Raw genomic sequence first — 24,551 nt, 5'->3', positions numbered from 1 at the left:
TCAACCACCGGCCCGTGGGTCGAAGGAGCTGCCCGCGTCCTGCCGGTACGGCGTGCCCTGCCACTGCGCGTAGTCCAGTGTCCGGCTCGGGTCGTGGGCGACGAACTCCCACGGTCCGACGTAGACGTTGTCGTGCCAGCGGTTGTGCTGACGGCGGGTGATCGCCTCGGCCACCCGCTCGCCCTGGTACGGCGACCAGTCCGGGTAGGTGCCGTAGTTGGCCAGCACCGCCATCCGGTCGCACCGCACCGTGCAGCCGACGACGGACTTGTCCAGCACGAAGCGGTTGCCGTGGATGTCCACCCGCTGGGTCTTCCACCGGCAGTCGGCGTAGAGCGGTGCCGTGGCGATCGCCGGCCGTGCGCAGCGGCGGGTGTTCCTCACCAGCAGGGTGCAGTCACCGGACGAGGTGTTGGCCGGGCTGTTGCAGAACCGGTCGGCGTTCTCCCACAGGGTGATCCCGGACCAGTTGTTCTCCAGGAGGTTCCCGTAGATGTCGATCTTGCCGGTGCGGGCCCGGATCCGTGGTTCGCCGCCGGACTCGGACAGGTAGACGGTCGCGAACGGGAAGGTGTCGCCGCGGTCGGCCGCCTTGCGGCCCGCGACCCAGTTGTTCCGCCGGATCGTGTTCTTCCGGATGACCGCGTTGTAGCTGGTCTCGTAGATCAGCGCGGCACCGTCGTTGGCCTCCAGCACGTTGTCCTCGATGCGGAAGTCGTTGTTGTTGGTGTCCGCCCACAGCCCGGCGCCGCGGTTGTCGTGCACCCAGTTGCCGCGGACGTCCGCGCCGTCGACGGCCCAGAACTTCACGCCCGCGGTGCAGCCGCAGCCCGGCCGCCGCCGCTCCCAGTCGCCGGTGTTGTTGCCCGTGATCTCGTTGTCCTCGACCACCAGGCCGCGCAGGGCGCCGCCGGCCTTGTACGCGTTCATGCCGTACTGGCCGTTGTCGCGCAGACAGCTGGAGCGGACCCGCTGCCGGGCACCGGCCATCAGCCCGGCGCCGGAGTTGTTCCGGATCGTCGCGTGCTCGACCACCCACCCGTCGGCCGAGTCGTGGTTGACCACGCCCTCGTTCTGCGGCGCGACGAAACCCCGCACGGTCAGGTAGCGGATGGTGACGTCCCGGGCGGTGCCGCCGAACGCGTACTGGTTCTTCTTCCGGCCGTCGAGGACCGCCCCCGGCGCACCGAGGTAGCGGTCGCCCTCCTTGGGGACGACCTGGGCGTAGCGGTCCGGGTCGAGCCTGTGCCTGCCCGGCCGGAGCCAGAACGTGGTGTGCGGCGGGTGGCTCTTGGTCTTCGCCGCCAGGTCGCCGACGACCGCGGGGTCGACCGCCACCGCGCCCGCCGGCGCCTTCGCCGGCCCGGCCGCGGGTTCGGCGCACACCCGGGCCACGGAGCGGGCCGCGGACGTGGACGGCACGGCGGTCGGCGCGGCGGCCGGCTTCGTCCGGGCGCCCGGTGTGCTCTCGCAGCCGGTCGCCACCAGCAGGGCCAGCGCCAGCGGTACCGCCGCCGCCACCCAGTGCGGCCTCCTGATCCCCACGCGCCCCCCTAGCCGCGGAACCCGAGCACGGTGGTGAAACCCTCCGCGCCGTCGGTGAAACCGGTGCCGACCAGCGTGGTGCTGGGTTCCCTGCGCCCGAAGCCGGCCGAGTACCAGCCCAGCGGCGGATCGGTCTCCCCGCGATGCGCCCGCCACGACAGCCGCGCGGGCAGGTCGAGCACCGCGGAGCGGTCCTCGCCGTCCCGGGTCCAGGTGAGGACGGCCCGGTGGCCCGTCAGCTCCGCGGTGACCGCCGGCCCGAGGTGGAACGCCAGGCGTGCGGCCCGGCGGGGGCCGCGCACCTCGTCCACCACCCGCAGCTCCCGGCGCGCGGCCGTCAGCTCCACCCGGCGGCGGTGCACGGAGCCCTGGTAGCCGTCGTGCTCGGCGCACCAGCGGGCCACGCCCTCGTCGGACGTGTCCGCGGTCAGGACGCGGCTCGCGGCGTGCCGGGTCCACAGGAACGGGCCGCCGGAGACGGACTGATCGGTGCCGTCCAGTTGCAGCGTGTTGTGGCCGAGGGTCGACCGGAAGTACCGCCGCCACTCGGGCTGCCCGTGGTAGCAGTACGTCCCCGGGTCGGCGAGCACGTCCACCCCGTCGTGCCGGACCTCCAGCGACAGCGCGTCCGCGTGGGCGTGCGCGGCGATGGACAGGAAGCCGTGCGGGCCGCCGTCGCAGCGGCACCAGATGCCGCCCGGACCGCGCAGGACGGTGAGCCCGGCGTCGGCGAAGTGGGCCGGCCGGCTCGCCGGGCGGGACACGGACGGTCCGGCGGGCTTGACGAGCGCGGCCAGCAGCGGGGTGCGCACATCGGTGCCGGTCACCGCCGGCCACCAGGCGAGCCGGCCGAACACGGCGTCCCCGGTGGCCAGCAGCGAGGCCCAGCGGTCGGTGCCCGCGCCGTCCACGACCAGACCGTGCCCGTCGTCCGCGTCGCCCTGGCGCGGCGGCCGCAGCCGGCTGTCCACGACGGCCGCGAGCGCGTCGGTCATCCGCAGCAGCACCAGCCGGATCGTCGCCGGGACCGGTACGCCCGCGGCGTCCGCCTCGGCCACCGCGGCCAGGCCCAGCTCCAGCACGAGTCCGTGGTACTCGGTGGCCAGTTCGCGGTTGAGGCCGGAGGGGAAGGTGTTGGCGCGCAGGTGCCGCTCCAGCGACCGCAGCGCGTCGGCCCGCCAGCGCGCCGAGGCGGGGAACCAGGCGAACGCGCAGGCCGCGGCGAACTGCCCGGCGGCCTCGGCGATGACGTGGTTGTTCGCCGAGGACCCCCGGCTGGGGAAGGCGGCCAGCCAGCGCTGGTGGTGCCAGATCTGTGCCCGTGCCACCGGGTTCTCCTCGAACAGGGCGGCCGCGCCCGGCCAGCCGTCGAGCAGCCGGCGGACCCACACCCAGGACAGCAGCCGGATCCCCAGCTCGATGCCGCTGGTCCAGTGCACTCCGCGCAACGGCGCGTTGCCCGCCCACCAGGACCGCAGGTGCCCGGCCACGCGCTCGGCGTACCGCTCGTCCCCGGTGACCGCGTAGGCGGCGGCGAGCACGGTGAGGTACTGGTGCCGGGACAGCTCCCAGATCTGCTTGATGTCCCCGCACGCGTCCTCGTCCCGGTACGGCACGTCGAAGGCGTAGCCCCCCGGGGCCCGGCGCCCGGTCTTCGGGTCGTACCACCAGTCCGGGTCGGCCAGGTCGTCGCGGACCACCCCGAAGTACTCGGCGTGCCCGTACATCAGCCGGTCCGCCTCGGCGACGAGACGCTTCACGGCGTCCGGCGGGACCGCGGCGAGCGTCCCCGCGGGCAGTACGGCGGTGAACCGGGCGCCGGTCACGTCCGGGCAGTCCGGCGGCGCCGACCGCCACCGCCGCCTGCGCACCGTGTCGGCCACCCGGCCCGCGACCTCCTGCGGTCCCATCCGGGACAGCCGCCGCAGGTACCAGCCCGCACTCCCCGAACGGACCGTCACCGTGCCCGCTCCAACGCCACCGGCGCGCCCCCGGCCAGGCCGGCCTGCACGGCGAGGGTGGCCGCCGTGGTGGCGACCAGCGACTGAAGCGGCACCGGCATCGGCCCGCCGGTCCGTACGGCCTTGACGAACGCGGCCAGCTCGGCGTTCTGGCCCTTGTCCCGGGCCTTGGGCAGCCGCGAACTGACCCACTTCTTGCGGCCGTACACCGAGGCCCGGACGAAGTCGTCGAGCCGCAGTGCCCTGCCGTCCGCGACCAGGTCCAACGTCTCCTTGGGGAGGCCGGCCGGGCCGCTGGTGACGTAGCTGATGGCGGCGGTGGAGCCGTCCGGGTAGCGCAGTACGACCTGGAGGTCCTCGTTGCCGGCCGGGGCGACCGCGTACACCGACACCGGGTCGGCGTCGAGCAGCCAGCTCGCCGTGTCGATGAAGTGACCGCCCTCGCCGGCGAACCGGGAGCCCTCGGTGCCCTGCTGGAGGTACCAGCTGCCGTGCTGGAGCCGGCCCGCGTTGACCAGGTAGCGCAGGTGCGCCGGGCCGGTCCGGGCGCCGAACCGCTCCCTGGCCTCCCGCAGCAGCGGCGCGAACCGGCGGTTGAAGCCCACCTGCAGCCGGTCGTTGCCGGACTCCTCCACCGCCGCGAGCACGCCGGCCAGCTCCTCCTCGGTGAGCGCCAGCGGCTTCTCCACGAACACGGTCTTCCCGGCCAGCAGTGCCCTGCGGGTCAGTTCGGCGTGCGAGCTGTGCCGGGTGACCACGAACACCGCGTCGATGGACTTGTCGCCGAGCACGGCGTCGAGATCGGTGGTCGCCTCCGCGAAGCCGAACTTCCGCTGCGCGTTGGCCGCGGACAGCGCCGTCGTGGTGACGACGGCCGACAACTCGACACCGTCGCGCTGCGCCAGGTGCGGCAGCAGCATCGACGTCGCGTAGTTCCCCGCGCCGACGAAGGCGAGCCGCACCGGCGTCCTGGCGGCCCGGGTCCCGCTCGGCCGCACGGTCACCGTCGGCACGGCCACTTCCGGAACCGCCCGCTCCGTGGCGTGCTCGGGGTACCGGAACAGCACGGCGACCGCCTTCAGGCCGCCGTCCTCCAGGCTCCGGTACGTCTCGACGGCGTCGTCGAAGTCGGCGACGTGGGACACCAACGGCTCCACGTCGACGCTGCCGCGGGCGACGAGGTCGAGGAAGCAGGCCAGATTGCGGCGCTCGGTCCAGCGCACGTAGCCGACCGGGTAGTCCCGGCCCTCCAGCTCGTACTCCGGGTCGTAGCGCCCGGGGCCGTAACTGCGGGAGAACCGGACGTCGAGTTCCTTCTCGTAGTACGCGTTCCACGGCAGGTCCAGACGGCACTTGCCGATGTCGACGACCCGGCCGCGGTCCCGGCTCAGCCTGGCGGCCAGCTCGACGGGCTGGTTGCTGCCGCCGCCGGCGGCCAGGTACACCTGGTCCACGCCCAGGCCGCCGGTGAGGTCGGCGACGGCGGCCTCCACGGCCGCGGACCCGGGATCCCCCGAGGCCGCGGCGCCCAGACGCTCCGCCAGCTCGCAGCGCACCGGGTCGGGGTCGACCCCGACGACACGGACTCCGCAGGCGGCGAGGAGCTGCACCACCAGCTGCCCGATCAGCCCGAGGCCGATGACCAGCGCCACCTCGCCGAGCTGCGGCTCACCGCGGCGGACGCCCTGCAACGCGATCGACCCGACGGTGCCGAAGGCCGCGTGCCGGGGCGCGAGCCCGTCCGGAACCGGGGCGTAGAGGTTCTTCGGCACCCAGTTCAGCTCGGCGTGCAGCGCGTGCTCGTTGCCGGCGCAGGCCACGAGGTCACCGACCGCCACATCGTCGATCCCGGCGCCGACCTCCTCGACCACCCCGCACAGGGAGTAGCCCAGCGGCGTGTAGGAGTCCAGCTTGCCCATCACCTTGCGGTAGGTGGCGGGCACCCCGTTGGTGGCCACGCTCTGCATGACCTTGGCCACCTGGTCCGGGCGGGAGCGCGCCTTGCCCAGCATCGACATGCCGGCCTCGGAGACCTTCATCAGCTCGGTCCCGGTGGAGATCAGCGAGTAGGCGGTACGGACCAGCACACCGCCCGGCTTGCACCCCGGCACCGGCACGTCGAGCACCGCCAGCTCGCCGCTCTTGTAGTTCTGCACAACCTGTTTCACCCGAAGTCCTCTTGTCTCTACGCCGTCGACGGCGAGTTCTGGCCGGACCCGGAGGTCGCGTCGCGGTACCAGTACTCAAGGGTCAGCACATGCCACAGATGCTTGGAGAAGTCCCGCTGCCCGGAGGCGTCCTCGGCGACGAGCCGCGCCAGCGCGTCGCGGCGCAGGAACCCGGAACGGACGAGCACACCGTCGTTGACCACCTCGCGCACCAGCGGTGCCAGGTCCCGGCTCATCCAGGCCCGCAGCGGGGCGCTGAACAGGCCCTTGGGCCGGTACACGATCTCCCGGGGCAGGACCGAGGCGGCCGCCTCCTTCAGGACGGCCTTGCCCTGCCGTCCGGCGATCTTGCGGTCGCCGGGTACGGCGAACGCCGCCCTGACCACCTCGACGTCCACGTACGGCACCCGCACCTCGGTCGACGCGGCCATGCTGGAGCGGTCCGTGTAGGCGAGGTTCAGGCCCGGCAGGAACATCCGGGCGTCGGCCAGGCACATGCGGTTGACGAAGTCGTCGAGGCCGTTGTCCTCGTAGACGTCCGCATGTTCGGTCAGCACGTCCTCGACCACCGGGGCCAGGTCCGGATCGAGAAGGGCGAGCAACTCCTCCCGGTCGTACAGGGTGTAGCTGCGCCGGAACGCGGTCTCCTCCGGCAGACCGGCGAAGGAGAGGAACCGCTTCGCGAACCGCACCGACCGGTACCCCCGGCGGGACGTGGCGACCGGCAGCCGGTCCACGGCCGCGGACACCCCGCGCCGCAGGGGCCCGGGGACGCGCTGGTAGCGCAGCGCGAGCAGGTTGGCCAGGTGCTTGCGGTACCCGGCGAACAACTCGTCGGCGCCCATCCCCGAGAGCATCACCTTGACGCCGGCCTCCCGGGCGGCCGAGCAGATCAGGAACGTGTTGATCGCGGCGGGGTCGCCGATCGGCTCGTCCAGGTGGTACGTCATCCGCGGCAGCAGGTCGAGCACGTCCGGCGCGATCTCGATCTCGTGCAGGTCCACGCCGAACCGCTCGGCCACCTGCCGGGCATGGCGCAGGTCGTCCGGCATCGCCTCGAACCTGGCGTCCTCGGCGCGGAAACCGATCGTGTAGGCGGAGATCCCGGGCCGGTCACGGGCCGCCAGCGCGGTCAGGTAGCTGGAGTCGAGGCCACCGGAGAGGAAGGTCGCCACGGGGACGTCGGACAGCAGGTGACGCCGGGTCGACTCCTCGACGACGGCGGCCAGGTCCGGCAGCTCGCCGGCCCGGGCCCGCTCCCGGCCCTCGGCGGCGACGTCCTTCAGGTGCCAGAACCGGCCGCGCTCCACCCTGCCGTCGGGCCGGCACCTCAGCCAGCTTCCCGGCGGCAGCTTCTCCGCCTCGCGGAACGCGCACCGCGAGTCCGGCACCCAGTAGTACAGCAGCGAGGCCACCAGCGCCGCGTCGTCCACCTCCAGCCTGCCGCCGGTGGCGGCGGCGAGTGCCTTCAGCTCGGAGGCGAACACCAGCCCCTCGCCGCGCCGGAGCAGGAACAGCGGCTTGATGCCGAGCTGGTCGCGGGCGAGCACCAGCTCACCGGTCCGCTCGTCGAAGATCCCGAACGCGAACATGCCGCGCAGCCGGGGCAGGCAGTCGGTGCCCCAGCGCCGCCAGGCCTCCAGCAGCACCTCGGTGTCGGAGGTACCGCGGAAGCGCACCCCGGCGGCCGCCAGCTCGGCACGCAGCTCCGGCGCGTTGTACAGCTCGCCGTTGTACGTCAGGACGAGGCCGCCCGAGACCATCGGCTGCGCGCCGGTCTCGGACAGGTCGATGATGGCCAGCCGGCGGTGCCCCAGGTGCACTTCGCCGTCACCGGCGGGGTGGCTGTACCGGCCCGCCCCGTCCGGGCCGCGGTGGGCGAGGGTGTCGGTGAGCCGGTCGGCCACGGCCTTCCCGTCCGGCCAGCGGTACGTGCCTGCGATGCCACACATGTCTACCGCGCCTCCTGGTCGCTGTCCGGAACCCGTCCCGCCCACATCGGCAGCCGCTCCGTCTGCCGCCGGCCGTCCCCCACCGCCTGAACGGCGTGGGAGGTACCCCCACCGTGCTGCCGGGGGAGCCGCTCGCCGTGGCCCCGCAGCGCCATGTGCAGCCCGTCCCACAGCGTGCCGTCGGTCCGGTCCCGCGGATCGGGGTCGATCAGCACCACACCGATCACCGGGATCCGCTGGTCCGCGAGCTGCCGCGCCACGGTGTGCAGCCACGCGGCGCTGCCGTGCCCGGCCCGCACGACGAGCACGGTCCGGGTGCCGAGGTACCGCAGGTCGGTCCACGCCGTGCCGGGCGCGACCGAGCCGACGCCGAGCCGGAGCCCCTGGCGCGGCACGCCCTCGGCACCCTCGCCGCCGACCACGGCCGGGTCCCCCGGCTTCTGGCGGCGGCCCGCGATCTGCCGCCCGGGCAGGCCGTCGACGACGACCACGGGTCCCTCCGCCGCCAGTGCCCTGGCGACGCCCAGGGCGATCTCGCTCGTGCTGCGCGCACAGCCCAGTTCCAGCAGGGACACCGGTTCCGCGGAGTCGCGCACCGTGCGGGCCAGGGACACGGTGAGCCCGGTCCGTGCCGCCCGGGTCCTCCGGCGCTGCCACAGCCCGGCCGGCCGGCGGGGCGTGCGGGGCAGCTCCGCGATGACCGAGGCGCCCAGGTTCGCCGCGATGTCGCGGCGCAGCACGGGGCGGTCCGCCACCACCGCGCCGACCGCGGCCACCGCGAGCCCCAGGACGAGCCCGAGGACGAGCCCGATCACGGCGTCGGTGGCGGCGGTCCTGGGCAGGGACTGCCGTACCGCGCGCGGGGCGTCCACGATCTGCGTGCCGGCGACGAGCCGGGGCGTGCCCATCCGCGCCTCTTCGGCGCGCTGGTCGAAGTCGGCGATCCGCGCGGTGAGTTCGGCCCGGCGGGCGAAGAGCGATTCCATGCCCGCCGACGCCTTCGGGTCGCTCTGCGGCGGTCCGTCCCCGATCTCCTTGTTGACGCCGGCGAGTTCCTCGCGCATCCGGTCACGCTGGTCGAGCAGGGCCTTGGACTCGGCCTTCGCGGTCTCCCGCATCCGCCTCACATGGTCCGCGACGAACGCGTCGGCCAGCGCCTTGGCCCGGGCCACCGCCTCCGCCGCGCTGTCGCCCGTCACGTCGATCTGCAGCAGGTTGTTGGTCAAGCCGGTACCGCGGTACTCCCGCATGAAGTCCGCCGGCTTCTCCGGGGACTTCAGGGACCGCAGGGCCTCGCCGGCGATCCGCGTGGTCTGCAGCAGCGCCACATCGGTGCGGATCAGCGTTCCGGTGTCGTTCGGCTGGTCCTCCTTGTGCGCGACCAGCACCTTGGTCACCGCGGCCGGCGGGGGCGGCATCAGGACCGCCAACGCCGCGCCGGCCAGCAGCCCCAGCAGCGCCAGGGAGCACCACAGACGGCGGCGCCTGCGCACCGCCACCACCAGCGCCTGCAGATCCAGCAGCGGGGCGGCGGCCGACGACTCCGGTGTCCTGCCCGTCGTCATACCGAGCCTCCCGTCGCGTGGCCGCGTCCCGCGAGCACCGGAGCGGCTTCGTCCGCCGGACGGCCGGCGGAGCGCGCCGGACGGCCCCGGACCGCGCCGGCGACGACGACGCCGACGACCTCGTGCCCCGCGTCCGCGCACGCCTCGGCGATACCGGCCAGCTCCCCGGCGGTCCAGGTGCCCGCGCTGAGCACCACCAGGGCACCGGACTCGGTGTCGCGGTCCGGCACCAGCGGCCGGGACACCGAGACCCCCACCGCCCGCAGCGCGGGACACCTGTTGCCCGGCGTGGCCGGGGAGGGATCGCCCTCGGCCTCGAAGACCAGCTGCCCGGCGGCCCGGCGGGCGATCTCGTCGCCGTCCGGTACGACGACCAGCAGCCGCCGCGAGCCCGGCAGCCGGTCCCTCAGACGGGCACACACCCGCCGGTAGCGGATCCGCCTGCCGGCCTCGCCGCCGGACGGCTGCGGATCCGGTACGTCCCACCGGGTGTCGACACCCAGCAGCCGGCGGATCCAGGCCCGCGGGCCACGGCCCCTCGGGCGGCTCCCGGGACCTTCACCGGGTACGTCGACGGTACCCAGCAGCGCCGAGCCCAGCGCCGCGGCGATCTCCGGCGCGGTGCGCGGCCGGCGGCTCACCCGCGCGGTGGTGAGATGGCCGACGACCGCGAGGAGGAGGAACAGCACCGCCCCGGCGGCGATGAACTGCGTCCTGGTCGGCGCTGCCTCGCCGGTCGGCCGGGACGCCGGCCCCATGACGACCATGGTGGCCTTGTCGGTCGCCGGGTCGGCCTCCTCCAGCTTCTTCACGGCGTCCTGCAGCGCGGTGCGCAGCTTCTCCAGCTCGGTGCGGGCCTGCACGCTCTCCACGCGCTGCCCCGGATCGGCCGCCTCGGCCAGGTCGGTGATGCGGCGGCTGGTCTGCGCCACCATCTTGCGCAGCGTGTCGGGCCCGGCCGCCGAACCGGGGTCGGTGCCGTCGCCCGTGAGCCGCGCGGCGAAGGCGACGAACTGCTGCGCCACCTGGTCGGCGAGCCGCTGCGCACGCGCCGGGGTGTCGGCCGTACCCGAGATCCTGATGATGTTCCCGTCGGCGGCCTTGGCGCTCACCCGGTCCTCGAGTTCCCTGCCGCCGACCCCGGGCCAGCGGAGTGCGGCGGCCGCGCGGTCGGCCACCACCGAACTGGTCGCGATCTCCGCCTGGGTCAGCAGCTCGCGCTCCTCCCACTGCCCCGGCAGCAGTACCGACGCCGACGTCGTGTACCGGGGCGGGAACAGCAGGGAGGTGCCGTAGCCGACGAGCGCGCCCACCAGGGCGAGGACGGTGAGAAGCCGCCAGCGCCGGCGGAATATCCGCCCGATCGTGACCAGGCGTATCGTGTCGTCGCTCAACGGCGCGGCCTCTTCCCTGCCCGGCCCGGGGCACCCGCCGGCACCGGAGCGTGGTCACGGCAGGCGGCGGCGTAGGCGGCGAGCAGCGACACCTGGGAGTTCCGCCAGGAGAGCGGTCCGCCGATCCGCTCCTGGCCGGTCTTGCCCATCCAGGCCCGCTTTTCCGGATCGTCCAGCAGCAGCGCGACGAGCCTGGCGAACTCGGCCTCGTCGTTGGCGGGTGCGTAGACGGCGGCGTCACCGGCGGAGACCCGCGCCTCCTTCAGGTCGAACGAGACGACCGGCCGGCCCATCACCATGTACTCCAGGACCTTGTTCATGGTCGACACGTCGTTGAGCGGATTGCGGGGGTCGGGGGAGAGGCACACGTCCGCCGTGGACAGGTAGCGCACCAGGTCGGCGTCCGGAACCCGCCCGGTGAACTGCACCTGCTCGGAGAGCCCGAGCCGCCGGGACAGCTCCACCATCGCGTCGAAGGTGTCGCCGGCGCCGACGAACACCGCGTGCCAGTCGGTCCGCCCGAGGTCGTCGCGCAGCTTCGCCAGGGCCCGCAAGGCGTAGTCGACGCCGTCCTGCGGGCCCATGACGCCGAGGTAGCACAGCAGATGGGGCTTGCCGCGCTTCAGCTCCGGCTCGGGCGGCACGGGGTGGAACCGGTCGGTGTCGGGCGCGCTGCGCACCACGAAGACGTCCTCCGGCCGCCGGCCCCCGCGGCGCAGCGCGACGTCCCGGTAGCTCTCGTTCGTGGCGAGCACGACGTCCGCGGCCCGGTAGGTCCGCCGTTCCAGCGCGCACACGGCGCGGTAGAGCAGGTCCTCGCCGCGGCCGAACCGGGAGAGGTACAGCTCGGGCACCAGGTCGTGCTGGTCGAACACGAACCGCGCGCCGCGCCGCTTCAGCCACAGGGCCGGCAGGAACAGCAGGTCGGGCGGGTTGCAGGCGTGGACCACGTCGACCGGGCCGATCTTCCGGGCCAGCCGGACGGTGTGCCACAGCGCCGATCCGTACTCCCGCAGGTAGCCGGCCGGCCCTCCGGTGGCCGCGCGCAACGGGTAGCGGTGGATCCGCACCCCGTCGATCTCCGCCTCCGGCTCCGTGTCCCGCTTGGTTCCGCGGGGACAGATGACGTGCACCGTCCAGCCCGCGTCCCGCAGCGTCGTGCACTCCTGCCACACCCGCCGGTCGAACGGCACCGACAGGTTCTCCACCAGGATCAGCGCCCGTCGGCCCGACCCGTCACCGCCGACCGCGTCACCAAGCAAGGCCCACGTACCCCGGTTCGGCCCGGCGCGACTCGGCGTCGGGGAGGCGGATGAGGTCGACCAGCACCGGTCCGCCGCCCTGGGGCAGCGCCGACAGCACGGCCGGGTCCCTGGTCCCGACCAGGCACACCTCGGCGTGGTCCAGCACCTCCTGGACGGAGTCCGCGAGGAGCTGCGCGAGGTGCGGCAGCCGGTTCTCGATGTACTCGCGGTTCGCGCCGATCAGCCGGGAGAGGTTCACGTTGGCGTCGTAGATCCGCAGGTCGTACCCCTTGCCGAAGAGCCGCTCCGCCAGCTCGACCAGCGGGCTCTCGCGGAGGTCGTCGGTGCCGGGTTTGAAGGAGAGCCCGAACAGCCCTATGCGGCGTCTGCCGGTGCGCTCGACCAGGTCCACCGCGCGTTGCAGGTGCTCGGAGTTGGAGGGCAGGACGTGGGCGAGGATGGGCACCGAGACGTCGGCCCGCTGCGCCGCGTGGACCAGGCTGCGCAGGTCCTTGGGCAGGCAGGAGCCGCCGAAGGCGAAACCGGGCCGCAGGTAGGCGGGGCTGATGTTGAGCTTGCGGTCGGCGAGGAACACGTCCATCACCTGGTGCGAGTCCACGCCGAGCGCCTGGCACACCGCGCCCAGCTCGTTCGCGAAGCCGATCTTGAGGCCGTGGAAGGCGTTGTCCGCGTACTTGATCGCCTCGGCCGTCGGGACCGGCACCCGGAACACCTCGCCGGGCAGGCCGTCGTACAGTGCCGTCACCGCGTCACCGCTCGCGGAGTCCAGCTCGCCGATGACTGTCTTGGGCGGATCGAAGAAGTCCCGCACGCTGGTGCCCTCGCGCAGGAACTCCGGGTTGACCGCGACCCCGATGTCCACCCCGGCCGTACCGCCGACGTACTTCTCCAGGATCGGCACCAGCAGGTTCAGGCAGGTGCCGGGGAGCATGGTGCTGCGGAAGACGACGGTGTGCCGCCCGCCCCGCTCGGCCAGCGCCGCGCCGATCTCCTCCGTGACCCGCTCCAGATACGTGGTGCACAGGCTGCCGTTGGGCTCCGACGGCGTGCCCACGCAGACCAGCGACATCTCGCTGCCGCTGATCGCTTCGCGGACGTCGGTGGTGGCGCGCAGCGCCCCGCTCCGTACGACCTCGGCGGTGAGTTCGCCGATCCGCTCCTCGACCACCGGGGCCTTGCCGTCGTTGACCAGGTCGACCTTGACCTGGTTCACGTCCACCCCGATGACCTCGTGACCCATGCTGGCCAGGCACGCGGCCGACACGCAGCCCACGTAGCCGAGCCCGAAAACGCTGACTCTCATGACTCGTTCCTCCCCCCCCCAGGCAGGCCTTCCGGCCTGCGGTTCGCGCGCCAGGCCGGACGACGGCCCGCACGCATCAGTAGGCGCCCTGCCCGTAGACCACCGCACGCAGCGTCTTCCACAAGATCACTGTGTCCAGGGCGAGCGACCAGTCCTCCACGTACCGCAGGTCCAGCCGGACCGCCTCCTCCCACGACAGGTCGCTGCGTCCGCTGATCTGCCACAGGCCGGTGAGGCCGGGCTTGACCAGCAGCCGCCGCCGGATGTCCGGGTCGTACGCGGCGCACTCCTCCGGCAGCGGAGGCCGCGGACCGACGAGCGACATGGATCCGGTGAGCACGTTGAAGAGCTGCGGCAGTTCGTCGATCGAGTACCGGCGCAGCACTGATCCCACCCGGGTCACCCGCGGGTCCCGGCGCAGTTTGAACAGCGGGCCGGCGCCCTCGTTGCGGTCGGCCAGCCGGGCGCGTGCCCGGTCGGCCCCGACGGCCATGGTGCGGAACTTGTACATGGTGAACTCGTGGCCGTCCTTGCCGACCCTGCGCTGGCGGTAGAACGCCCCACCCCGGCTGTCCGCCATCACGAGCAGCCCGACGAACACCATCAGCGGCGCGAACAGCACCAGCAGGACCGCCGCGCCCATCCGGTCGACGACCCCTTTGACCGCCCGGCGGCCCCCGGTGAAGGTCGGCATGCTGACCCGCAGCAGCGGGATCCCGAGCACCGCGTCGACGTGCAGCCGCGGACCGGCCACCTCCATCAGCACGGGTGCCACGACCATCTCGGCGTCGCTGCCCTCCAGGTTCCAGGCCAGCCGTTGCAGCCGGTCCGGTGACCAGTGCGGGTCCGGTGTGACCGCGACGACGCGGTAGCCGTCGCGGCGGACGTGGTGGGCGACGTCCGTCAGCCGGCCGACGATGGGCACGCCGTCCAGTTCGTCACCGTCGAGCCCGGCACCGTCCGTCGTGCACACCGCGTCCACGCGCCAGCCCAGGTGCGGGAACTTGCGGGTCCGGATGATCAGGTCGCGCACGGTGGCCACGCCGCCGGCGGCGAGCACCGGCCTCAGGCACCGTCCTTCCTTCCGGTGTCTGTGCAGCCACAGACGCAGCAGATATCGCGCGGCCATGGTGACGAGCGCGATGGCGGGGATCGCCACGAAGATCCAGAGTTTGATGTTGCGTGAGGTGAGGGCGATCCCGCCGAGCGCCAGTACGACGGTCGCCGTGAACAGTGAGCGGCCGAGTCGCCGGAATTCCTCGGCGCCCTGGCCGAGCACGGCCGGAGCCCATGACCGGCTCACCGCGAGCGCACCCAGCACCAGCAGTTCGGTGCCGAATGCGAGAATGCCCCACTTCTCGTGCCAGTTGGCCGCGTCCCGGGCCCCGAAGAAATTTCCGATCGCCGCCACCACGAAGGCGGTGGCCACGGTGTCGCTGATGATCACGGTACGGCGGTACCGCTGCTCCCACTCGCTCGTGGGCCGGTTGATCGCCCCGTCCGCCAGACGCTCGCGCGCCGACGGAACAGGGCGGACAAGTCCCCCTTGCCGCACAGAACCCCCCCAGGTCCCAGTGGTTCGACGTGTTCGCCCAACACTGTTCCTCCCCATCGGGAGGCCCCCGCCTCCCGCACCGCTCCTCCTTTCGGGAGGCCCCCGGGCGCATGCCGTCCCGGCTATTCCAGAGCTATTCGAACAACCCGCCCTGGCGGCAGCGCATTCGCGTGCCGTGCCAGATACCGGGGTGTTCGAAAACCCGTCGAATCCTCGGCTGCTCCCCACACCCGAGGTGCCCTTTCGGGCTTCAGGAATTGATCATCCGCACGTCCGGCGCCGGGCGCGCGACTGCTGGCTTTCCGTAACGCCGGACCTAAAGATCATTAACGGTTGCCCCGTGTCCGAACGGCTGAAGCACGGTCAATCTAGACCATCGGAACCGGTATGGAGAGGGGATGTGTGGAATTTGTGCTCAAGCTTTGAGGCGGATCTTCCGGTCGGCGCCCGCCCGGGGATGTATTCGCGCCAGTGCGCTCCCGCGGCTGGCCTGTACGCGACCGTCACACCCGTATGACGGCTTGAACGTTTGATCGGTCATTTTTCAACCACCGTGCCGGACAAGGGAGTTAGGGTAGGGGCTGGTGTGTCCACGACAGTCAGGTGAGGGCCGTCGCCACGATGCCGACCGGCCAGGCGCCGAGCCCGTACCGAAAGGAACGACCCCATGGCGACACGTGACGAGCCCCGCAAGGAGTTGCTCGACGCGAGCGACGCGACCATCGAGGACGCCGTCCGGTACGCCGACCCGATGGTGCTGCGGGGCCTGCTGTACCAGCTGACCGGGGACGAGGAGGTCGCTGCGACGCAGGTGACGACCGTGCCGGCGGGCGCCCTCGCCATGCAGGTCGTCCACCGCGACGAGGACATCGCGCTGCTCCAGCGGAAGGCGGCGCGGTTCCTGAAGGAGTACCGCGACGCGGGAGCCGGTGACATCGGGCCCGGGCCGGCCGAGCGCCTGCCGGCCAGCCTGACGCTCGCGGCGGGCCAGGACATCCCCGACGAGGACATGGGACTGTGGCTGGAGGATCTCGCCCTGGACCCGTGGGCACGCTCCCTGCGGTGGCAGGGGCCGCCGCCCCGCGAGCGGCTGGACGACTTCCACGTCACGGTGATCGGCGCCGGCCTCGGAGGCCTCAACGCCGCCGTCCAGCTCAAGCGGGCAGGCATCGCCCACACCGTCATCGAGAAGAACTCCGGTGTCGGCGGCACATGGTGGGAGAACCGCTACCCGGGCTGCCGCGTCGACTCCCCGAGCCGCGCGTACACGCACCTGTACGGCGTCGACTTCGGCCTTCCCTACCCCTTCTGCCCCGCGGAGAAGAACGCCGAGTACCTGGACTGGGTCGCCGACGAGTTCGACGTCCGCACCGACATCGTGTTCGACACGGAGGTGCGCGCGATGGACTGGGACGAGGACTCAGGGACATGGGCGATCCACGTCACGGGCCCGCAGGGGCAGTACACGGTCCGCTCGAACGCGGTCATCTCCGCCGTGGGCTTCCTGAACCGGCCGCACGTCCCCCGGATCGAGGGGGCCGAGGAGTTCGACGGGCCGTCCTGGCACACGGCCCGGTGGCCCAAGGAGGCCGGCCTGGCCGGCAAGCGGGTCGCGGTCATCGGGACGGGCTGCACGGGCTACCAGCTCATCCCGGAGCTGGCCCTGGAGGCCGGACACGTCACCGTCTTCCAGCGCACGCCGCAGTGGCTGTTCGGTGTGCCCGGCTACCGCTCGCCCTTCCCCGGGCAGGTCACCTGGCTGGACCGGAACCTGCCGTACCACACCAACTTCATGCGTTTCCGGGCGACGTACGCGACCGAGGCGCTGGCGAGCGTGACCGAGATCGACCCCGACTTCGACGACCCGCACTCCCTGAGCGCCGCGAACAAGGCGGCCAGGGACCACGCCCTGGCCTTCCTGGAGAGCAAACTCGCCGACCCCCGGCTCGTGGAGAGGATGACGCCCCCGCATCCCGTGCTCGCGGCGCGGCCGGTCCTGGTGGACACCGAGTACAGCGTCCTCGACGCCCTCCAGCGGGACGACGTCACGCTCGTCACCGACGGCATCCGCCGGATCAACCGCACGGGGATCGAGACGGAGGACGGCACCCAGCACGACCTGGACGCGATCGTCTACGCGACCGGCTTCCGCGCCAGGGACTACCTGTTCCCGATGAAGATCACAGGGCGTGACGGGCTGACGCTGGACGAGCTGTGGAGCGAGGCCGGAGCACGGGCCTACAAGGGCTGCATGATGCCGGGCTTCCCGAACCTGTGGACCGTCTACGGCCCGAACACCAGCAGCATGCTCAACATCCCCACCTATCACGAACTCATCACCGTCCACGCCCTCGAATGCATCGAGCGCCTGGTGCGCGACGGCAAGAAGGCGATCACGGTGCGGGAAGAGCCGTACCGGCGGTTCAACGAGGAGGTCGACCGGCGCAACCTCACCAAGACGTGGAGCGATCCCCGCGCGCGCAACTACTACTGGACGGAGGCGGGCCGCACGGCGACCCAGTGCCCCTTCTCGGCCGGCGAGGTGTGGCGCTTCCTGCGCCATCCGGACTTCGCGGACCTGGAGATCCGCTGAGTCCGGTGGCCGGCCACCACACCCTCGCCGTGCGCGCGTACGGCTCGCGCCCGCTCGATCAGAGGTCGCTGTCCGCGAAGTCCTCGCCGCCCAGGCCGCTCTCGTCGATGTCGGGCTCGCCCGTCGCCGCGCCGCCGAAGAAGCCCTGCGCCATCTCGCCGAGGTCCAGCTTCTTCGCGCCGGCCGGGGCGGTGGGCCGGGTGCCCTCGCTCATCCGCAGCGTCAGGCCCAGCTTCTTGACCTTGGCGTCCTCGGCCAGCTTGGCGAGGTCCACGTCCACCTCGGTCAGCTCACCGTCCTTGAGCGTGAAGTCCGCCGTCACCTTCTTGTTCGGGGCGTCCTTCAGGTCCTTGTCCGTCGGCAGCTCCATGCCCGGCGGCAGGTCCTTCGCCAGGGGGCGGATCTCGCCGAACAGCTGGGTGACGAGCGACCGGAAGGGGGCCGTGGCGGTGACGTGCTCGGTGCCGTCCTCGCCGTCGGCGGTCTTGAACGTGACCTCACGGGCGACGACCTTGCGCAGGGCCTCCGTGAGCTTCTTCTGCGTCCTGGCGTCGAAGGACGGCGCGGGAGCGGGACCGCCCCCGGCCTCCTCGCCCTTGCCGGACGCCTTCTCCATGTCCTTCGTGCTGAACTTCACCCACTTGCCCTGAAGGACGTCCTTGAACGCCCCGGCCTCCGGGGGCAGGTCGTCGGCGGAGGGGACGGGGCTGCCGGTCACCTTGCCGACGGTGTCCATGTCGGCGCGGACGTAGGCGACGTCGCCGATCACCCGGTACTCGACGAGGTCGCCGTCCGGGCTGCTGACCTTCATGGCCATGCCGACGAAGTCCTTGTCGCCGGAGTCCTGGATCGGCTTCTTCGACTGCACGGTCAGGGTGACCTTCGCACCGCTGAGCATGTCGGCGGCCTCGTCCGGGATCTCCTCACCGGGCTCGGGGTCGGACTTGGCGTCCAGCGCCTTCAGGGACGCGGCGTCGGTGTCCAGGTCCAGCTCGAAGGAGATCCGGTTCTTCTCGCCGAGCTTGTCGAAGGCGCGGTCGAGCTTCTTGCCGGCGGAGAGCTGCTCCACCGTTCCGCAGGCGGCGGACCCCGCGAGGACGACACCGACGACGGCGGCGGCGGTCAGGGTCTTGTGTATGGCGCTGATGATGGTCTCCCGGTGGGTCCGATCACGACATGATCGATCAGAAGACTCCCGACCTGCCCGGATGGTTGCCCCGCGCGGGCAAAACGGCCCCCGCGTCCGCGGACAGGTTTTACCCTCCCGTGGTTGTCGCCCCGAACGGGCCCGTCGGATTCTTGGTCACCATGCCGTCGGGCAACTGGTCGTGCTGGTCACGGGGGGGTTCAGGGGCCCCCGCGTCGAGCGGGGATGGTTCATGCACCTGGAGTTCCGCCACCTGCGTGTCCTGCTCACGGTCGCCGAGGCCGGCAGCATCCGCAAGGCCGCCGCACGGCTCCAGCTCTCGCAGCCCGCCATGAGCGCCCAGCTGAAACGGATCGAACACGAGCTGGGCGGCCCCCTCTTCGTCCGCGGCGCCGACGGTGTGAAGCCGAACGAGAACGGGCAGTACGTACTGCGCTGCGCCCGCGACCTCGTCGCCGGCTTCGACCGGCTGCGCGCGCACGCGCGGTCGGCGGCCGAGGCGGACAGGCGGGCCGCCGCCCCGCTGAGGGCGGGCGGAACCGCCGGCCCCCTGGTGTCCCTGCTGCTCTCCGCCCTCTTCGAACTCGTCCCGGAACGCCCGCTCACCATCGACGCCCGCCGCTCCGTGCACACCCTGGTCAGATCGCTGAGCCAGTCGAAGTGCGACATCGCGGTGTTCGGCGAGTTCCCGGGCTTCCCCCTCCCGGCCGGCGAGTCGGTGGCGACCCGCACCCTGCTCCGCGAGCCGGTCTTCGTCCTGCTCGCCGAGGACCACCCGCTGGCCCGCAAGGAGACGGTGGCCCTCCACGAACTGGCCGACGAGGACTGGGTGATGCCGGAGGCCGACGAGAGCGGTGTGCACGCGTACCTCCATCTCACGTGCCAGTCGGCGGGTTTCACCCCGCGCATCGCCCATGTGACGCCGGACCTGTCCGTGGCGCAGATCCTGGTCGCCGGCCGGCGCGCCGTCTGCGGGGTGTGGCCGACCGCCGACGTCTCCGCGCAGGGCACCGTGCAACGGCCGCTCGTGGACGTCCCGTTCCACCGGCGGCTGGTACTGGCCTGGAACAGGGAATCGTTTCCGTCGGAGCTGGCCGACGCGGCGTGCGAGCGCCTGCTGGCCGCCTATCTGTCGCTGGTGCGGCAGCGGCCGCAGTATCTGGCCTGGTGGGAGGGCGGGGGAGCGGAGTTCGCCCTCGGCGGGGGCGGCTGACCGGCCGGGCCGGGTTCCCTGGTGCCCTATAACTCCGGGGTTGTAGTCCAGATGGGATCACGTCAGGAACATGTCACCTGGTGAACACTTCGCGTCAACGTCCACGGGACGTCGTCACCCCACGACGAGCGAAGGAATCACCCCGTCATGCCCCGTCCTCTTCTTGCCCTTTCCGCGATGGTCGCCGCCGGCGTCATCACCACGGGTGCCCTGGCCGTACCCGCCTACTCGCAGCCCCACACGGCACGGAGCGGAACCTCCGTCCGCGACACGGCGATATCCCGGGCCCGGGCGAACGTGGCCCGGCACGCCGACACCTTCGGGTTCGGCGCGGGCCAGGCGCTCAAGGTGAAGGACGTCGTGATCGACGCCGACGGCACCCAGCACGTCCGCTTCGAGCGGACCTACCGCGGGCTCCCCGTCGTCGGCGGCGACTTCGTCGTCCACCAGAAGGCCGACGGCTCGCTCAAGGGATCCACCCGCGCCAAGGCCCACAAGGTGGCGCTCGCCTCCGTCACTCCGGCCGTCGACGCCAAGGGCACCGCCGCCAGAGCCCTGAAGCGCTCCCACGGGCTGGTGCGCAACGCCAGGTCCACCCCCGAGCTGATCGTGTGGGCCGCCGACGGCTCCCCGCGCCTGGCCTGGCGCACCACCGTGCAGGGCCTGGGCGACAAGGGCCAGCCGCACGGCGAGGTCTTCGTCACCGACGCCGCCACCGGTGCGGCGATCGAGAACTACGACGCCGAGCGCGAGTCGACCGGCACCGGCCACACCGAGTACACCGGCGACATCACCCTCGACACCACCCAGCAGGCCGACGGCACCTTCGCCCTGATCGACCCGGTGCGCGGCCATGTCACCAAGGACGCGCGCAACGCCTCGTCCTCCTCCCTCAACAGCTCCTCCGGGACCCTGTTCACCGACGCCGACAACGTCTGGGGCGACGGCAGGAAGTTCTCCACCGACCGGGCCACCGCAGCCGCCGACGCGCACGCCAACACCGCGAAGACGTTCGACTACTACAAGACGACCTTCGGCCGCAACGGCATCAAGAACGACGGCCGCGGCGCCACCGTCTTCGTCCACGTCGGCACCAACTGGGACAACGCCCAGTGGTCGGACTCCTGCTTCTGCATGATGACCGGCGACGGCAACGGCAGCACCGACCCCGAGCAGGTCGACCTCGACACCATGGGCCACGAGATGACCCACGGCGTCACCTCGGCCACCGCCAACCTGCGCTACAGCGGCGAGTCCGGCGGTCTGAACGAGGCCACCAGCGACATCCTCGGCACCATGGTCGAGTGGTACGCCGACAACCCCGTCGACACCCCCGACTACCTCTTCAGCGACCAGTCCACCCCGCCGTGGCTGCGCCGCTTCGACAAGCCGTCCCTGGACGGCCGTTCCGCCGACTGCTGGTCGAAGTCGGTCGGCCGGCTCGACGTGCACTACTCCTCGGGCGTCGGCAACCACTGGTTCTACCTCGCGAGCGAGGGCAGCGGTGCCAAGACCGTCAACGGCGTCTCCTACAACAGCCCCACCTGCAACGGCTCCACCGTCACCGGCATCGGCAACAAGAAGGCCTCCGCGATCTGGTACCGGGCGCTGACCGTCTACATGACCTCCACGACGGACTACAAGGGCGCCCGCACCGCGACGCTGAACGCGGCGAAGGACCTCTACGGCGCCACCAGCCCCGAGTACACCACCGTGGCCGCGGCCTGGAGCGCCGTCAACGTCCTCTGATCCGCCCCACCCCGGTCAGCGGGCCCCGCCCGCCTCCGTCCCGTGGACCTTCTCCACGACGGTGTCCTCCGGTCCCACCAGCCGTCCGTCCGCCGCCCGGACCTCCACCGGGCGCAACGGGCGGCTGGTCCGGCGGTCCAGCAGGCGGGAGTGGTCCTCCCCGGGACCGAAGCACTGCCCCTCGCCCCACTGGCGCAGGGCGACGATCACCGGGAAGAGGGCGCGGCCCTTGTCCGTGAGGAGGTACTCGCGGTGGGACCCGCCCTCCGGTGCGGGGGCGCCGCGCAGCACCCCGGCCTCCTCCAGCGCGCGCAGCCGCGCCGCCAGGATGTTCTTGGCGATGCCGAGGCTGCGCTGGAACTCGCCGAACCGGCGGCTGCCGTCGAAGGCGTCCCGCACGATCAGCAGGGACCACCAGTCGCCGATCGCGTTCACCGACCGGGCCACCGGACAGGGGTCGGCGTCGAAACGGGTGCGGGCGACCATCCGCGGCTCCTCTCCTCCCGCACCCCCTCAGGTGCGGTTGCAACATGCTACCTCGCACGGCTACGGTCATGTAGGTAGCAAGATGCAACCAAGGGGAGAGGTGTGTCGGTGTGGCGATCCAGTGCTCGGACGCGGTCGGCGGGTGCGGCGGGACGGCCGGCCACGAGGCGCACACCGACGCGCCGGCGCCGGACGCGCCACCGCCCGCCCGGCTCCTCCCGCTGCTGGCCCTCGCCTGCGGCAGCTCCGTCGCCACCGTCTACTTCGCCCAGCCCCTGCTGGTGACCCTCGGCGAGCGGTTCGCGCTCGGCGCGGGGCTGCTCGGCGCGATCGTCACCGTGACCCAACTCGGCTACGCGGCCGGCCTGCTGACGCTCGTTCCGCTCGGCGACCTGCTCGGTCACCGGCGGCTGGTCACCGTCCAACTCGGGCTGCTGGCCCTCGCCCTGCTGGTCGCGGGGCTGGCCCCGGGCGTCGTGGCGCTGCTCGGCGCGCTCGCCCTGGTCGGGCTGCTCGCCGTCGTCGCCCAGACGATGGTCGCGGCTGCCGCCGCCCTGAGCCCGCCCGCCCGGCGGGGCCGCGCTGTCGGAACGGTCACCGGCGGCATCGTCACCGGCATCCTGCTGGCCCGCGCCGCCGCCGGTGTCCTCGCCGACCTGGCCGGATGGCGGGCCGTCTATCTGACGTCCGCGGGCGTCACCGCCGTCCTCGCCGTACTGCTGCGCCGCGCGCTGCCGCCGGGCGCGCCGTCCGCCGGGCTGCGCGAGGTGTCGTACGGGCGGCTCGTGGCCTCGACCCTCACCCTGTTCGCCCGCCATCCCCTGCTGCGGATCCGGGGCGCCCTCGCCCTGCTGGTGTTCGCGGCCTTCAGCACGCTGTGGAGCGGGGTGGCGCAGCCGCTGAGCGGGCCGCCGTGGTCGCTGTCGCACACCGCGATCGGCGCGTTCGGGCTCGCCGGAGCGGCCGGGGCCGTCGCCGCCCGGGCGGCCGGGCGCTGGAACGACCGGGGGCTCGCCCAGCGCACGACCGGCGCCGGCCTCGCCCTGCTCGCGCTGTCCTGGCTCCCGATCGCCCTGACCCGGCAGTCGCTGTGGGCGCTCGCGGCCGGCGCCGTCCTGCTGGACTTCGCCGTGCAGGCCGTCCACGTCACCAACCAGACCCTGATCCACGCCGTCCGGCCCGACGCGGGCAGCAGGATCATCGGCGGCTACATGGTCTTCTACTCGGCGGGCAGCGGCCTCGGCGGCCTCGGCTCCTCCCTCGCCTACGCGGCGGCGGGCTGGCCGGCCGTGTCCGCCCTCGGCGCCTCCTTCAGCCTCGCCGCCCTGCTCCTGTGGGCGGCGACCCGCCGGCGCCCGGCGCTCGGTGAACCGAAGGGTGAGCGGTGAGCGGTGAGGTCCGGTGCCGGGCGGTCCGTCACCGGCGCCAGATCCTCCGGTACGCCTCCCGGTAGCCCGAGGGATTCCAGGTCGTGGCGCCCGCGCTGTTGTCCGCCGTGGAGACGTGGACGGGCGCGACATAGCCGCTGGCCGGGCGGCCGGAGAAGGCCCGGTTGAACTCGTCGAGGATCTGCCAGCCCTGCAGCGACAGCGGTTCGGGGACGGTGGCCGCCTGGTACTGCCCGCCGTTGACGCGCTGGAAGGCGGACGGGTCGCCGTCGCCGGCGCCGATGTTGAAGGGCGGCCCGGAGCCCTTCTGACCGGCCGCGCGGAAGGCGGGGGCGGCGTCGGCGAAGTACAGGTCGTTGATGGCGACGGAGTGGGTCCACCGGCTCCCGAAGCGGGACAGGAGGAAGGAGACCTCCCTGGGCGTACGGCTGCTCGCGTCCGGGATCGGGATGTTCTCGTACGCCAGCAGCCGCACGCCCCGGCACGCGGCCAGCGCCTTCCTGATCAGCTCGGACTTGTGCTGGGCGAAGGGGATCGAGGCGTCGGTGAAGAGGACGACCCCGGCGTTGCCGCGGGAGCGCGCGATGACCCACCGGGCACTGATCGAGGCGACGTCGTCCACGTCCGTGGTGACGTTGGTGAAGAGCCTGGGTCTCGTGCTGGGGCCGGGGGCCGCGACGGCGTGCCAGCCGATGAGCGGGATGCGGGCCGCCGTCGCCCGAGCGACCTGCTGCGAGGTCGAGGCCGGGTCGAAACCGCCGATGACGATGCCCGAGGGCCTGAGGGCCACGGCCTCGCCCAGCGCCGCCTGGATGCCGGCGGGGGTGCCCTCGCCGTCGATCACCCGGACCTTCCAGCCGATGACCCGCGCGGCCTCCCGTACACCCTGCGCGACACCGGCCACCCCGGGGTTGGTCATGGTCTGGGCGACGTAGACGATCGTCCTGCCGGGTACGGCCGCGGGGCCGCTGGTCGGCCCGTTCCAGGGGACGTCGGTCCTCTCCGCCCGGGCGACGGCGGCCCGCGCCTCGGCCTGGACCGCGGGGCAGCCGTTCGGGCCCGTGGGGGAGGGCACCGCCTCGTGCGAGGAGCCGCGTTCGCAGCCCGCGAGGGCGGTGGCCGCCAGCAGCAGGGCGACGGAGGCCGATCGCGCCTTGGCGACGCCGGGGACGCTCTCGCGGTCGCGGTGCACGGCAGCTCCTCGCGGACGGGGCGGACGGGGCGGACGGGATGGACGGGGGGACGGGACGTGCGGGCGGGACGCGGA

Annotated in this window: 16 protein-coding genes; 4 read left to right on the top strand and 12 right to left on the bottom strand. The window is 72.7% G+C overall.

The window, feature by feature from the left end:
• The 9 genes from IEZ20_RS12580 to IEZ20_RS12540 form a co-directional block, all read right to left on the bottom strand.
• Positions 1-1,545: a right-handed parallel beta-helix repeat-containing protein gene (locus IEZ20_RS12580; RefSeq protein WP_189297642.1), complete on the bottom strand. Its 1,545-nt coding sequence runs from the start codon at positions 1,543-1,545 to the stop codon at positions 1-3.
• An 8-nt stretch (positions 1,546-1,553) separates the two neighbouring features.
• Positions 1,554-3,455: an alginate lyase family protein gene (locus IEZ20_RS12575; protein WP_189297824.1), complete on the bottom strand. Its 1,902-nt coding sequence runs from the start codon at positions 3,453-3,455 to the stop codon at positions 1,554-1,556.
• Between the two features lie 47 nt (positions 3,456-3,502).
• Complete coding sequence (locus IEZ20_RS12570; RefSeq protein WP_189297640.1) at positions 3,503-5,674, bottom strand: bi-domain-containing oxidoreductase; 2,172 nt, start codon at positions 5,672-5,674, stop codon at positions 3,503-3,505.
• A gap of 17 nt (positions 5,675-5,691) precedes the next feature.
• A complete protein-coding gene (asnB, locus tag IEZ20_RS12565) occupies positions 5,692-7,626 on the bottom strand; it encodes an asparagine synthase (glutamine-hydrolyzing) (RefSeq protein WP_189297638.1) in 1,935 nt (644 codons plus the stop codon).
• A gap of 2 nt (positions 7,627-7,628) precedes the next feature.
• A complete protein-coding gene (locus IEZ20_RS12560) occupies positions 7,629-9,191 on the bottom strand; it encodes a Wzz/FepE/Etk N-terminal domain-containing protein (protein ID WP_189297636.1) in 1,563 nt (520 codons plus the stop codon).
• A complete protein-coding gene (locus tag IEZ20_RS12555; RefSeq protein WP_189297634.1) occupies positions 9,188-10,585 on the bottom strand; it encodes a Wzz/FepE/Etk N-terminal domain-containing protein in 1,398 nt (465 codons plus the stop codon). The genes IEZ20_RS12560 and IEZ20_RS12555 overlap by 4 nt, the downstream gene beginning before the upstream one ends.
• Entirely contained in the window at positions 10,582-11,847 is a 1,266-nt protein-coding gene (locus tag IEZ20_RS12550; protein WP_189297632.1) for a glycosyltransferase family 4 protein, read from the bottom strand. Before IEZ20_RS12550 ends, IEZ20_RS12555 begins: the two co-directional genes overlap by 4 nt.
• A complete protein-coding gene (locus tag IEZ20_RS12545; protein ID WP_189297630.1) occupies positions 11,837-13,153 on the bottom strand; it encodes a nucleotide sugar dehydrogenase in 1,317 nt (438 codons plus the stop codon). The genes IEZ20_RS12550 and IEZ20_RS12545 overlap by 11 nt, the downstream gene beginning before the upstream one ends.
• Before the next feature lie 76 nt (positions 13,154-13,229).
• The gene (locus IEZ20_RS12540; protein ID WP_189297620.1) at positions 13,230-14,708 is read right to left on the bottom strand and encodes a sugar transferase; all 1,479 of its coding nucleotides are present in this window, start codon (positions 14,706-14,708) and stop codon (positions 13,230-13,232) included.
• 667 nt (positions 14,709-15,375) lie between these two features.
• On the opposite strand from IEZ20_RS12540, the gene IEZ20_RS12535 reads away from it, so the two are divergent.
• Positions 15,376-17,301 (top strand): flavin-containing monooxygenase, encoded by a 1,926-nt coding sequence (locus IEZ20_RS12535; protein WP_189297618.1) that lies wholly within the window; start codon positions 15,376-15,378, stop codon positions 17,299-17,301.
• Between the two features lie 58 nt (positions 17,302-17,359).
• Here IEZ20_RS12535 and IEZ20_RS12530 read toward each other — a convergent pair whose 3' ends face one another.
• Positions 17,360-18,370, bottom strand: a complete 1,011-nt coding sequence (locus IEZ20_RS12530) for a hypothetical protein (protein ID WP_189297616.1) — start codon at positions 18,368-18,370, stop codon at positions 17,360-17,362.
• 310 nt (positions 18,371-18,680) lie between these two features.
• Between IEZ20_RS12530 and IEZ20_RS12525 the strand changes: the two genes are divergently transcribed.
• Both IEZ20_RS12525 and IEZ20_RS12520 read left to right on the top strand, forming a co-directional pair.
• Positions 18,681-19,661 carry a LysR family transcriptional regulator gene (locus IEZ20_RS12525; protein ID WP_189297614.1) on the top strand — a complete coding sequence of 327 codons (981 nt, stop codon included), beginning with the start codon at positions 18,681-18,683 and terminating at the stop codon, positions 19,659-19,661.
• A gap of 147 nt (positions 19,662-19,808) precedes the next feature.
• Positions 19,809-21,410, top strand: coding sequence for a M4 family metallopeptidase (locus IEZ20_RS12520; RefSeq protein ID WP_229896034.1), 1,602 nt, complete (start codon positions 19,809-19,811; stop codon positions 21,408-21,410).
• Positions 21,411-21,425: 15 nt separating this feature from the next.
• Here the strand turns inward: IEZ20_RS12520 and IEZ20_RS12515 are convergent, their stop codons facing one another.
• The gene (locus IEZ20_RS12515; RefSeq protein ID WP_189297612.1) at positions 21,426-21,896 is read right to left on the bottom strand and encodes a winged helix-turn-helix transcriptional regulator; all 471 of its coding nucleotides are present in this window, start codon (positions 21,894-21,896) and stop codon (positions 21,426-21,428) included.
• Positions 21,897-22,006: 110 nt separating this feature from the next.
• Between IEZ20_RS12515 and IEZ20_RS12510 the strand changes: the two genes are divergently transcribed.
• Positions 22,007-23,284: an MFS transporter gene (locus IEZ20_RS12510; RefSeq protein WP_189297610.1), complete on the top strand. Its 1,278-nt coding sequence runs from the start codon at positions 22,007-22,009 to the stop codon at positions 23,282-23,284.
• 28 nt (positions 23,285-23,312) lie between these two features.
• On the opposite strand, the gene IEZ20_RS12505 is transcribed toward IEZ20_RS12510, so the two are convergent.
• Entirely contained in the window at positions 23,313-24,476 is a 1,164-nt protein-coding gene (locus IEZ20_RS12505) for a substrate-binding domain-containing protein (RefSeq protein ID WP_189297608.1), read from the bottom strand.
• Positions 24,477-24,551: the final 75 nt, after the last annotated feature.

It is taken from the genome of Streptomyces cinerochromogenes (assembly GCF_014648635.1).
In the GTDB taxonomy this organism is placed as follows: domain Bacteria; phylum Actinomycetota; class Actinomycetes; order Streptomycetales; family Streptomycetaceae; genus Streptomyces; species Streptomyces cinerochromogenes.
Note: the sequence above shows the minus strand (reverse complement) of the source record. Positions and strands in the feature narration are given on the sequence as shown.

Bases quoted from the DNA above. Each gene is read 5' to 3' on its own strand.
- IEZ20_RS12575 (WP_189297824.1), bottom strand. From the start codon at position 3,455: ATGGGACCGCAGGAGGTCGCGGGCCGGGTGGCCGACACGGTGCGCAGG.
- asnB (WP_189297638.1), bottom strand. From the start codon at position 7,626: ATGTGTGGCATCGCAGGCACGTACCGCTGGCCGGACGGGAAGGCCGTG.
- IEZ20_RS12560 (WP_189297636.1), bottom strand. From the start codon at position 9,191: ATGACGACGGGCAGGACACCGGAGTCGTCGGCCGCCGCCCCGCTGCTG.
- IEZ20_RS12545 (WP_189297630.1), bottom strand. From the start codon at position 13,153: ATGAGAGTCAGCGTTTTCGGGCTCGGCTACGTGGGCTGCGTGTCGGCC.
- IEZ20_RS12535 (WP_189297618.1), top strand. From the start codon at position 15,376: ATGGCGACACGTGACGAGCCCCGCAAGGAGTTGCTCGACGCGAGCGAC.
- IEZ20_RS12525 (WP_189297614.1), top strand. From the start codon at position 18,681: ATGCACCTGGAGTTCCGCCACCTGCGTGTCCTGCTCACGGTCGCCGAG.
- IEZ20_RS12520 (WP_229896034.1), top strand. From the start codon at position 19,809: ATGCCCCGTCCTCTTCTTGCCCTTTCCGCGATGGTCGCCGCCGGCGTC.
- IEZ20_RS12515 (WP_189297612.1), bottom strand. From the start codon at position 21,896: ATGGTCGCCCGCACCCGTTTCGACGCCGACCCCTGTCCGGTGGCCCGG.